The following is an 11,120-nucleotide window of genomic DNA, read 5'->3' on the forward strand; positions in this document are numbered from 1 at the left end:
CGGGCCAGAGACTAAACGCGAGGTGGTCGACGTCGACCCCCTGTCGCATGGACCGCCCGTGAAGTAAGTTGCTCGCATGGAGGACTCATACCAAGTCATTGTGGTCGGTGCCGGATTCGCAGGCGTTGCAGCAGCCAAGGAGCTTGGCCGCAAGGGCGTCCGCGTCCTGCTCATCGATTCGAACAACTATCATCAGTTCCAGCCGCTCCTTTACCAGCTGGCGACTTCGCAAATCGGAGTCTCGGCCATCGCCCGACCCCTCCGCTCGGTCTTCCGGCGCTTCAAGACCGTCCGGGTCCTCACAGCGAAGGTGGAATCCGTGGATGCGGCAGAGCGGTCCGTCACCACCGCGGAGGGCCGTACGCTGCGGGCGGACGTACTGGTCATCGCCGTCGGCGCCGTCCCCAACTTCTTCAATACGCCCGGCGCGGAGGAATTCGCGTTTCCCCTGTACTCGGTCACCGACGCCACCAGGCTCGGTACAGGCCTGACCCGGTTGCTGGACCAGGCAGACCTGAGCCCCGACGGGTCCGTGGACGTTGTGGTGGTGGGAGGTGGCCCTACCGGGGTGGAGACCGCCGGGGCCATGGCGGAGAACGTCAAGTACGTTGTGGGTAAGTACTTCTCCCCGGGCCTCGCTGCCCGCTGCAAAGTGCATCTGGTGGACATGGTTCCAAGTGTCCTGAACATGTTCTCCACCAAATCGCAAAGCTACGCGACCGAACACCTGACCAAGATCGGGGTCCAGCTGCACATGGGCGTCGGGGTCACCGAAGTTCGCAAGGACGGCGTGACGTTGGCCGACGGCAGCTCTGTTCCTGCACAGATTGTGGTGTGGGCCGGCGGCCTAAAAGCCGGTGACCTGATTGCCAACTCAGGCCTGACCCAGGGGAGGGGCGGGCGCATCGACGTGAATCCCGACCTCACTGCGCCCGACGTTGATGGGGTTTATGTCCTGGGAGATGCAGCCAACATCACCGATTCCACGGGAGCCAAACTGCCCCAACTGGGCTCTGTGGCCCAACAAGCAGGCAAATGGGCGGCCAACAACATCATCGCTGACCTGCGGGGAGGCGCCCGGAAGCCCTTCAGTTACTTCGATAAGGGGTACATGGCGATGGTCGGCAGGGGAGCCGCGGTGGCCGAGCTTGGCCGCAAGCGCCTGCAGTTGCAGGGCCCCTTCGCTTTCCTGTCGTGGCTGCTGGTGCACCTCGCACTCCTCTCCGGACTCCAGCAAAAGGCACGTGCGTTGTTCTCCTGGCTCAACGGCTACGTCCTGCATAGCCCGGCACAGGTTGTGGTGAGCGGACCGGTCGAGAAGGACCCACCAGAGCAGACCCCGCCTGGGACTGCCTGAACCTTCGTCATCACTGTGCCCGGATGTTCCTGCGGGGCCCGGGAGTCTTCAACGCGTTGGTTTTCGGGGTGCTCAGGCTGGGAAGATAGCAAAAGGAAACCCACACAAGGAGCATCATGTCACTCAAAGAACGCTTGAAAGCGGACGTCGTCGACCATATGAAGGCCGGCAATAAAGTCGCGCTGACCACAGTGCGCAACGTCCTGGGCGAAATCACCACCCGCGAGAAGTCCGGCAAAACGCCGGTGGAGCTCGACGACGCCCAGGTCACCTCACTGCTGCAGAAGGAAGCCGCCAAGCGCCGGGACACCGCGCGCATCTACACTGAGGCGGGCGAAACGGACCGTGCCGCTGCAGAGGTGGCCGAAGCGGAGATCATCGAGGCCTACCTGCCCAAGGCGCTCACCCGCGAAGAGGTGGAAACAATCGTGGACGAGGCTGTCGCTGCCCTGAAAGCGGACGGCCAGGAGCTCTCGATGCGGTCTATCGGAGCCGTGATGAAGCCAGTTACCGCCAAGGTGGCCGGGCGCTTCGACGGCAAGACGGTCAGCGAGATCGTACGCGGGCGTCTGGGCTAGAACGGCCTGAGCTTCAAGGGCGGCGGGCGCTGGTCCAGCTAACACCATTCCACTGGTGTGTAGGCAACACGGCTAGGGCGTTGATGAAGCTGCCGGCGACCTGGGCGGGCCTGCGGACCCTAATGCCACCTGCCATTTCGAGTCGTTCCAAGCGAGCTCAAACGACATGTCATCGCCTTGGTCATCCCCGGCAGTGACCACGTAGTTGTCGGGCGCGCCGTGGTGCTCCCTGTACGCGACTTTGTAGGTCGAGATGTCGAGATTGACGGCGGAGGCAATCAGGGAGTCCGCCCCGGCCTCCCGGTCCTGCATGTCCACTAGGGCGAGATCCAGCAGTCTTTCCCGGTCGCCGTCCTTTGCGGCCCTGATGACCTGTTCAGCGGCGGAATTCCGTTGTCCGATGTCCGGGTCGAACGTCCTGTCGCAACCGCTGAGGGCGAGACCCAGTGCGGCGGCTACTGCGGCTAGGGCTGTCCATCCTGGGAGGCGCACATTCGCCAGCTTATTCCTCTGGGCCGGATCTTTGCGTCGTGTCTGGCTAACTGAGTTCCTGATCCTGGCAGCCCCATCGTCAAACGTCAGGCGTCCAACTCCTGCAACTCTGCCGTCATCTCGCAGCCTGCATCTCCGGTATTCACGGTGCCTTTGGGCTCAATGAGGAGGGCCGACACTTCCGCTGCAGCCTTGGGGCAATGCTCTACACCGCGGGGAACAACGAAAACATCGTTAGGGCCGAGGATCTCGTCGCGGTCGCGTAGTTGGAGCGTCATCCCGCCCCAAGCAGCCACCGCAAAGTCTCAGCATTCCGCACGGCGTTACCACCGCCGTCGTTGTTGAAGTAGGCGTACACGTCCTTGCCGGCGTCGCTCCACTCCCGGATCCGGTCGGCCCACCACCGCAGGTCGACATCGGAGTAGGAACCGCCGTACAGGTGCTGGTGGTCCGGGCCGTGCAGCCGAAGATAAACGAACGGCGCGGTGGCCCGGAGAATGCAGGGCAGGTTGGCGCCGCTCATGATGCAGTACGCGGCCTCATGGCGTTCCAGCAGCGCATACACGTCGGGGTGGTCCCAGCTGTCGTGCCGGAATTCGACGGCGACGCGGATCCAGTCCGGCAGGGCGGCCAGGAAATAGTCGAGCCGGGCGTCGTCGCGGGCGAAACCGGGCGGGAGTTGGACCAGCAGCACGGCCCTCTTGTCGCCCAGTTCGTGCCAGCAGCGGACGATCCGCTCCACCCAAATTTCCGGGCTGTACAGTTTCTTGGCGTGCGTGAGCCCTCGTGGGGCCTTGACCGACATGGCAAAGCCGGGCGGCAGGCGGTTCCGCCAGCTGGCAAACGAGGTGTCGCGAGGCCAACGGTAGAAGCTGGCATTCAGTTCGACGGTGTTGAACCGGGCCACGTAGTGAGCCAAACGCTTGGCCGTCGGAAGGCCAGGCGGATAGAGCACGTTCTCCCAGTGGTCATAACTCCAGCCAGATGTCCCAATGTGGATACCCATGCTGGGAATGTACCCGGGTCGGCTGCCCGCTAACGCAGGTCGCTACTGCTTGGCTGCCGTCCTGGCAATGAGCGCCTGGAGATCCTCTGCGACTTTGGCCACTTCGCGCTGGCGGGCGCTACGGGTCGGCTTTGACCCGTGAGCTGCCGGGCGTGCCTGGCGGTTGGAGTTGTGGGATTGGCGGTAAATCTGCGGATCACGCACGGGCTGCGCGTCGACAGTGACGGCGCCCTGGAGGGGATCGTGAAAAAGTGGGAGGTTCATGATCCCTGATCCTGACACAACGGTCGGGCCACCGAAATGGACAGTTGCATACCGTCCCCGAAGGGAGCTGTGCAGATGTCCATGGGGTCACGCCAACCGCCCTACCCCCAGAGCGCCTTCTTGAGCAGCGCCCTGAGCTGCAGGTTCTCGTCCTCGCTCAGTCCCTCAAGTTGCGTCTGTTCGCAGACTTCAAGTGCCGCCCGGGCCTTGTTGTGGATCCGGCGACCCTCGGCGGTGGAGACGATGATCTTCGCGCGTCGGTCCTGTTTACCCTGGGCGCGTTTGACCAGGCCACGGTGTTCCAGGTCGTCAACCAGGCTGACAACCTGGCTGGGGTCCAGGCTGAGGAAATCGGCGAGCTCGCGCTGGGTGGGTTCGAGTCCGCTGCAGGCGAGTGTCAGCACGGAGAACGACCGCTCGCGGAGACCGTAGTCCGCCAGCGCTTTGTTGTTCAGGAGGGACCCGGTGGCGTGCAGCTTGGCCAGCAGAAGGCCCACGTCGTTGCCGATTTTGGCCGCGGCCAGGCGGGGGGTTTCCACTTCGGTGCTTTGCGGGCCCATGACAACTCCAATAGTAATGAAAAACAATCGTTGACTTTTTCAATGATCCGTATTCTCATTGATCATGACAAGGATCTCACGCCGCAGTGGGATCGGCCCCACCGGCTCCAGCCGGTTACTGCATGCGAAGGAGCACGCCATGAGCTTGAACGGCAAGGTTGCAATCGTCACCGGGAGTGGACAGGGTCTTGGACTCGCTTACGCGAGGGAACTCGCCCGCGAGGGTGCCGCCGTCGTGATTAATGACGTGAACCAGGAAACCGCTGCTGCTGCAGTCGCGCAGATTGAGGCCGACGGCGGCCGGGCCACCGCCGTCGTGGTCCCGGTGGGCAGCACGGATGCCGCCAAAGCGCTGGTGGCGGGCGCAGTCGATACGTTCGGGCGGCTGGACATCCTGGTCACCAACGCCGGCATCCTGCGGGACAAGAGCCTGCTGAAAATGACGGATGAGGACTTCGACCTGGTCATCAACGTGCACCTGAAAGGCACGTTCACCTGTGTCCGTGAGGCGTTCGCGTACTTCAAGGAAAACAACATTCCGGGCCGCATCATCACCATCGGTTCGCCCACGGGCCAGCGCGGCAACTTCGGACAGACCAACTACGCCGCCGCCAAGGCCGGAATCGTGGGAATGGTCCGGACCTGGGCGTTGGAAATGAAGAGGGCCGGCGTGACGGTCAATTCCGTCATCCCGGTGGCCGCCACCGCGATGACCAAGACGGTCCCGTACTTCCAGAAGGCAGTGGAAGCGGACGAGCGTGGCGAGGCGATGCCGTCCTTCTTCCGCCACGACCTCGGTTTCGGAACGGCCGACGACGTCGCCGGGCTGATTGCCTTCCTCGCCTCCGACGAAGCTGCCGGGATTACCGGGCAGGCGATCGGCGCCGGAGGTGACCGGCTGCAGATCTGGACCCACCCCGAAGCTGCGAGCACCGAATACCGCGAAGGGGGCTGGAGCTACGAGGCACTGCAGGAGAACGCCGGCACGCTCTTCGGCCAGGAAAACCTGCAGAGCTATGGCGAGGAATTCCTGCCGCTGCCCGAGGAACTGCAGCCCGAACCGGCTAAGGCTGAGGCCCGCTGATCATGGCCACCCGTTACGAACTGGGCATCGACGCGGCCGCCTTGGATGCGATCGACATGCACGTCCACCTCGAAGTGGACAGCTGCGGCCACGGATCGCTCCCTGATGCGCTCACGGAGGCCTCGGCCAAGTACTTCAAAGCCGAGGACCGGACCCCGTCGCTGGACAGGATCGCCGAGGTGTACCGCGAACTGAACATGGCCGCCGTCGTCTTTACTGTCGATGCGCGGACCCAGCTCAAGCATGAGCCCAACAGCATCCCGGAACTGATCGAGGGCGCGGCGCGGAACAACGATGTGCTGATTCCTTTCGGCAGCGTGGACCCGCGGACGGGCGAGGACGCGATCGCCGGGGCCAAGCACCAAGCTGTTGAGCTCGGTGCCCGGGGATTCAAGTTCCACCCGTCCCTGCAGGGCTTTGACCCGTCCAACGAGCGGTTCTACCCGCTCTGGGAAACGCTCCAGGAGTTGGGCTTGCCGTGTATTTTCCACACGGGCCAGAACGGCATGGGGGCCGGGCTGCCGGGCGGGTTCGGCATCAAGCTGGCGTACTCGAACCCGTTGTTGCTCGATGCTGTCGCCGCGGATTTCCCGGGGCTGCAGATCATCATGGCGCATCCTTCAGTGCCCTGGCAGGACGAGGCGAACTCGATCGCGACGCACAAGTCCAACGTCTTCATCGATCTGTCCGGCTGGTCGCCGAAGTACTTCCCGGAATCCCTGGTCCGGCTCTCCAACAGTGTGCTGCAGGACAAGGTGTTGTTCGGCACGGACTTCCCGCTCATCACTCCACAGAAATGGCTGGGCGCGTTCGCGGACCTGCCGTTGAAGGACGAGGTCCGGCCGAAAATCCTTAAGGACAACGCCGTCCGGTTGCTCGGGCTCGGTGGTTGAGATGTCCACGACCGCGCTGGAACAACGGCTGTACGCCGTGGGGGACTGGTACGACGCCGAAGCGCTCCTCACTACCGGGGAAAGTGCAGTGCTTGCCCGGCTCCGGGACTTCCTGGACGCCGAAGCGAAGCCGTTGCTGGCCGAGTACTGGGAACGCGGCGAATTCCCGCAGCAATTGGCCCAACCGCTGATCGACCTTGATCTGATGGAACCGTTCGACACTCCTGCCCGAGGCATTTACCAGGGATTCCGGATCTTCGAACTCGCCCGGACCGATGCTTCCCTGGCCACCTGGTACACCGCGCAGGCAGGTTTGTTCCGGACAGCGATCCGGGTGGGCGCATCAGAGGAACAACAGGCAGAGTGGATGCCCCGCGTGGTGGACTTTTCACTCAAGGGTGTCTTCTCGTTGACTGAACCCGAACACGGTTCGGACATTGCCGGCGGACTGGCCACCACGGCCCGGTTTGAAGAAGATTCCGACGGCGGAACATGGGTTCTGGACGGCGCCAAGCGTTGGATCGGGGGCGCCTCAACTGCGGATGTGCTGTGTGTGTTTGCCCGGGACGTCGCCGATGGACAGGTCAAGGCCTTCCTCGTGGACCGAACCGCCGCCGGGGTCAGCCTGGAGAAAATCACGGGCAAGACGTCCCTGCGGATGATGCAGAATGCGCACATCACCCTTGACGGTGTCCGCGTCCCGGAAGCCATGCGCCTTCACAACGTGAACTCCTTCAAGGACGTTGCGGCGATGCTGCGTGCCATGCGCTCGGACGTTGCCTGGATCGCCGCCGGGGTACAGGCCGGGGCGTTCGAAGCCGCACTGGCGTACGTCAAGGAACGCCAACAGTTCGGCCGGTCGCTCGGTTCCTTCCAACTGGTGCAGGAAAAACTGGCCCGGATGCTGGGCAACCTCACTGCATCCCTCTCACTCGTGGTGCGGCTGACCGAACAGCAGGCCGCTGGGATCGTGAGGGACCAGGACTCGGCCCTGGCCAAAATGCAGACCAGCCTGCTGATGCGCGAAACGGTCGCATTGGCCCGCGAAGTGGTGGGCGGCAACGGCATTACGCTCGCCGCCGACGTCGCGCGTTTCCACGCCGACGCAGAAGCTGTCTATTCGTACGAGGGCACCCACGAAATCAACGCCCTCATCATCGGCCGCGCCCTCACGGGCGAGAGTGCCTTCACCCGCTAAATCTCTGCAAACAACAACACAGGAGGCAACGATGCCCAATCTCGTCGTCGATTTCGACACCCTGCTCACCATGTCCGGCAAGGACCTCGGCACCACCGACTACCGCGAAATCACCCAGCAGCAAATCAACCTGTTCGCCGACGCCACGGACGACCAGCAATGGATCCACACTGACCCCGAACGCGCCAAGGACGGCCCCTTCGGCGCCCCGATCGCGCACGGTTTCCTCACCCTTTCCCTGATCATTCCGTTCTGGGGAGAGCTGTTCGACGTGGATGGGGTCACCACCAAGGTCAACTACGGCCTGGACAAGGTCCGTTTCACGTCGCCGGTGAAAGTCGGCTCCAAAGTCCGCATGAACGGCACCATCGCCGAGGTCACCGAAGTCAAGGGCGGCGCCCAAATCAAGGTCAACGCCACCATCGAAATCGAAGGCCAGGAACGCCCCGCCGTCGTGGCCGAATTCCTCGCACGCTTCTACAAATAAACCCTCCACCAGCAATTTCCCTCCTCTCCCAAGGAACAGCCATGTCAGGACACACTGCGCTCGCATCTTCGAGCACGGCCGCCAAGCGCAAAGAAGCGCGCACGGTCATCTTGTCCAGCTATCTGGGCAGCACCATCGAGTTCTACGACTTCCTGCTGTACGCAACAGCCGCGGCCGTTGCCTTTCCCAAAGTCTTCTTTGCCGGCACGGACGAATGGGTTGGAGTGGTGGCCGCCTACGCCACCTTCGCGGCCGGCTACGTCGCCCGGCCTTTGGGCGGCATCATCTTCGGCCACTTCGGCGACCGCATCGGCCGAAAAGGGATGCTCATCGTCTCGATGGCCATGATGGGCATCGCCTCCACGTTGATCGGCCTGATCCCCGGAGCGAACGTTATTGGTCCTTGGGGCGCCGTGCTCCTGGTGGTCCTACGCGTCTGCCAGGGCATCGCCGTCGGAGGTGAATGGGGCGGTGCCGCGCTGATGGCGCTGGAACATTCAGACCCCAAGCGGCGAGGTTTCGCGGCGTCGTTCGTCAACGCTGGCGCGCCAACGGGTGCCGTCCTGGGAACAGTGGTCATGGGCATCTTCTCCGCCCTCCCGCAGGACGCATTCCTTGCGTGGGGTTGGCGTGTGCCGTTCCTGCTGTCCTTCGTGCTCCTGATCGTCGGCATGTTCGTGCGGCTCCGTGTCTCCGAAAGCCCGATCTTCGCTGAAGCCGTGGCCAAGGAAAGCGCACAAGGAACCAAGCGCAAGATCCCGCTGCTGGAAGTGCTGCGGCGTCCGAAGGCCCTGATCATGATCATGTTCGCCGGTGCCGCAGGGTTCGGACTGCAGGTAGTTCTGCCCACATTCTCCGTCACCTACGCGGTCTCCAAGGGAGCACCCCAGCAGGGCGTGCTGTACGCGTTTGCGGGAGCCTCGGCCATTTCCATTCTGTTCGTCCTCCTGGGCGGAAGATTGTCGGACCGTTTCGGACGGCGTCCAGTGATGGTCACCGGGTTGGCTTTGTTCATCCTGTACCTGTTCCCCATGTTCGGGATGCTCGGCTCGGGCAACATCGCCATGATCTTCCTGGCGTTCACCGTTGCCCTGATCCTGCACTCCTCCCTTTACGGGCCGCTGGCCGCGTTCGTTTCCGAGCAGTTCGGCACCACCAACCGCTACACCGGTGCCGCGGTGGGCTACCAGTTGGCCACCCTGATCGGTGCCGGCTTCACCCCGGGCATCGTGGCTGGCCTCTACAAGGACGCGGGGCAGAGCATCGTCCCCGTGGTGGTGTTCCTCTCGGCAATGTCCTTGGTGTCGATTGTCTTCATCCTGCTGACGCGGGAGTCTAAGAACAACGACCTTTCAACGGTCAGTTAGGAGTACGGACCATGGACAACAACGGAGTTGGATCCTGGCTGCACCGCCGCCGTGCCAAGTCCGGGGCCAAAGCGGCCCTCGTCTCCGGCAGCCACGTCCTGGGCTACGACGAACTCTCCACCCGCACGGATCGCCTGGCAAATGCACTGGTTGCCAGGGGTGTGGGCAAGGGGGACCGGGTGGCTTACCTCGGGGAAAACCACCCCTCATTCGTGGAGACCTTCTTTGCGTGCGGGCTGGTCGGGGCCATCTTCGTGCCCTTGAACACACGCTTGACCGCCCCCGAACTCCAGTTCCAGTTGCAGGATTCAGGCTCACGGCTCCTGGTTAACGCTTCCGCTTTGGAGGTCGTGGCGGGTGCGTCCACGGCGGGAACCGAGGTCACCCACCGCCTTGTTGTGGGCTCCGACGGCGACGCCGAAGGGTCCGTCGCTGCGCTGCCACCCGGCGTCGAGCATTATGGCGACGTGATTGACGCGGCAGGCGACACGCCCCTGGATGTGGCGGTGACCCTGGACGACGGCGCCATGATCCTTTACACCTCCGGCACCACGGGCAAGCCGAAAGGTGCGCTGTTGACGCACGGCAACATCACCTGGAACTGCATCAACACGGTGGTGGACATGGACCTGAACCGCAACGACGTGGCCCTCATGATCTCGCCCCTGTTCCACGTGGCCTCCCTGGACATGGGCTTGCTGCCGATGCTGCTCAAGGGCGCCACCGTGGTTCTTGAAGCGAAATTCGACGCCGGACGGGTCCTGGAACTGGTGGCCGAGCACAAAGTCACCACGCTCAACGGCGTCCCCACCACCTTCCAGATGCTCTGCGACCATCCGGAATGGTCGACGGCGGACCTCAGCTCCCTGGACAAGCTCACCTGCGGCGGTTCTGCGGTTCCGCAACGTGTGCTGGACGCCTATGAGGAGCGCGGTATCGGTTTCACCAGTTGCTACGGGATGACCGAAACCGCACCCGGGGCTACGATGCTGCCGGTTTCCCGGTCGAAGGAGAAGGCCGGATCCGCGGGTTTGCCGCATTTCTTCACGGATGTGCGGATTGCCGATCCCCTGGGCGGTGTTGCTGCTCGCGGCGCGGTGGGGGAGATCCAGATTTCCGGCCCCAACGTCATCAAGGAGTACTGGAACCGGCCGGAGGCCACCGCCGACAGCTACGCGGACTCTTCCTGGTTCCGCTCGGGCGACATGGGCCACCAGGACGAAGAAGGCTTCCTCTTCGTCTCGGACCGGATCAAGGACATGATCATTTCCGGCGGCGAGAACATCTACCCGGCCGAGGTGGAGGCTGCCATCGCCGAGCTGTCTGCTGTGGGGAGTGTTGCCGTGATCGGAGTTGCCGACGACAAATGGGGTGAAGTGCCCCGGGCCATCGTCACCCTGCGCGAGGGCAAAACCCTGACGGAGGAGCAACTGCGTTCGCACTTGGAAGGGCGCCTGGCCCGGTACAAGATCCCCAAGTCCGTGGTGTTCGTCGAGGAAATGCCGCGTACGGCCAGCGGGAAAATCCGCAAGATGGACCTGCGGAAGCAATTCGCTCAATAAGGGTGCCCGGCCCCTGGACGCTCTCTCACGTCCCGCCTGTTTGATGGGGACGCTCTCTCACGTCCCGCCTGTTTGATGGGGACGCTCTCTCACGTCCCGCCTGTTTGATGGGGACGCTCTCTCACGTCCCGCCTGTTTGATGGGGACGCTCTCTCACGTCCCGCCTGTTTGATGGGGACGCTCTCTCACGTCCCGCCTGTTTGATGGGGACGCTCTCTCACGTCCCGCCTGTTTGATGGGGACGCTCTCTCACGTCCCGCCTGTTTGATGGG

Annotated in this window: 13 protein-coding genes; 8 read left to right on the forward strand and 5 right to left on the reverse strand. The window is 63.3% G+C overall.

Features of this window, described 5'->3' with window-relative positions:
- The first annotated feature begins 76 nt into the window (after positions 1-76).
- Together AC5RU9_RS20670 and AC5RU9_RS20675 are read left to right on the forward strand one after the other, a co-directional pair.
- Entirely contained in the window at positions 77-1,357 is a 1,281-nt protein-coding gene (locus tag AC5RU9_RS20670) for an NAD(P)/FAD-dependent oxidoreductase (RefSeq protein ID WP_494017970.1), read from the forward strand.
- Positions 1,358-1,473: 116 nt separating this feature from the next.
- On the forward strand, positions 1,474-1,935 hold the full coding sequence (locus tag AC5RU9_RS20675; protein ID WP_211712775.1) for a GatB/YqeY domain-containing protein: 462 nt from the start codon (positions 1,474-1,476) through the stop codon (positions 1,933-1,935).
- 72 nt (positions 1,936-2,007) lie between these two features.
- Here the strand turns inward: AC5RU9_RS20675 and AC5RU9_RS20680 are convergent, their stop codons facing one another.
- The 5 genes from AC5RU9_RS20680 to AC5RU9_RS20700 all read right to left on the reverse strand — a co-directional run bounded on the left by AC5RU9_RS20680 (position 2,008) and on the right by AC5RU9_RS20700 (position 4,257).
- A complete protein-coding gene (locus AC5RU9_RS20680; RefSeq protein WP_494017971.1) occupies positions 2,008-2,427 on the reverse strand; it encodes a hypothetical protein in 420 nt (139 codons plus the stop codon).
- Positions 2,428-2,513: 86 nt separating this feature from the next.
- On the reverse strand, positions 2,514-2,705 hold the full coding sequence (locus AC5RU9_RS20685; RefSeq protein WP_494017972.1) for a cupin domain-containing protein: 192 nt from the start codon (positions 2,703-2,705) through the stop codon (positions 2,514-2,516).
- Complete coding sequence (locus AC5RU9_RS20690) at positions 2,702-3,433, reverse strand: DUF72 domain-containing protein (RefSeq protein WP_494017973.1); 732 nt, start codon at positions 3,431-3,433, stop codon at positions 2,702-2,704. Before AC5RU9_RS20690 ends, AC5RU9_RS20685 begins: the two co-directional genes overlap by 4 nt.
- Positions 3,434-3,475: 42 nt before the next feature.
- Positions 3,476-3,697: a hypothetical protein gene (locus tag AC5RU9_RS20695; RefSeq protein WP_211712777.1), complete on the reverse strand. Its 222-nt coding sequence runs from the start codon at positions 3,695-3,697 to the stop codon at positions 3,476-3,478.
- A gap of 101 nt (positions 3,698-3,798) precedes the next feature.
- Positions 3,799-4,257 carry a MarR family winged helix-turn-helix transcriptional regulator gene (locus AC5RU9_RS20700; protein WP_211712778.1) on the reverse strand — a complete coding sequence of 153 codons (459 nt, stop codon included), beginning with the start codon at positions 4,255-4,257 and terminating at the stop codon, positions 3,799-3,801.
- 139 nt (positions 4,258-4,396) lie between these two features.
- Here AC5RU9_RS20700 and AC5RU9_RS20705 point away from each other — a divergent pair, with 139 nt between their 5' ends.
- The 6 genes from AC5RU9_RS20705 to menE are packed head-to-tail and all read left to right on the forward strand — an operon-like array spanning position 4,397 to position 10,848.
- Complete coding sequence (locus AC5RU9_RS20705; protein WP_494017974.1) at positions 4,397-5,341, forward strand: SDR family NAD(P)-dependent oxidoreductase; 945 nt, start codon at positions 4,397-4,399, stop codon at positions 5,339-5,341.
- Between the two features lie 2 nt (positions 5,342-5,343).
- Positions 5,344-6,234 (forward strand): amidohydrolase family protein, encoded by an 891-nt coding sequence (locus AC5RU9_RS20710; RefSeq protein WP_494017975.1) that lies wholly within the window; start codon positions 5,344-5,346, stop codon positions 6,232-6,234.
- A gap of 1 nt (position 6,235) precedes the next feature.
- Positions 6,236-7,432, forward strand: a complete 1,197-nt coding sequence (locus AC5RU9_RS20715) for an acyl-CoA dehydrogenase family protein (RefSeq protein WP_494017976.1) — start codon at positions 6,236-6,238, stop codon at positions 7,430-7,432.
- 31 nt (positions 7,433-7,463) lie between these two features.
- Positions 7,464-7,919 (forward strand): MaoC family dehydratase, encoded by a 456-nt coding sequence (locus AC5RU9_RS20720; protein ID WP_211712782.1) that lies wholly within the window; start codon positions 7,464-7,466, stop codon positions 7,917-7,919.
- A 41-nt stretch (positions 7,920-7,960) separates the two neighbouring features.
- Entirely contained in the window at positions 7,961-9,286 is a 1,326-nt protein-coding gene (locus AC5RU9_RS20725) for an MFS transporter (RefSeq protein ID WP_211712783.1), read from the forward strand.
- 11 nt (positions 9,287-9,297) lie between these two features.
- Positions 9,298-10,848 carry an o-succinylbenzoate--CoA ligase gene (gene menE, locus AC5RU9_RS20730; RefSeq protein ID WP_494017977.1) on the forward strand — a complete coding sequence of 517 codons (1,551 nt, stop codon included), beginning with the start codon at positions 9,298-9,300 and terminating at the stop codon, positions 10,846-10,848.
- The last annotated feature ends 272 nt before the right edge of the window (positions 10,849-11,120 follow it).

The organism is Arthrobacter sp. B0316-5-4 (assembly GCF_059090325.1).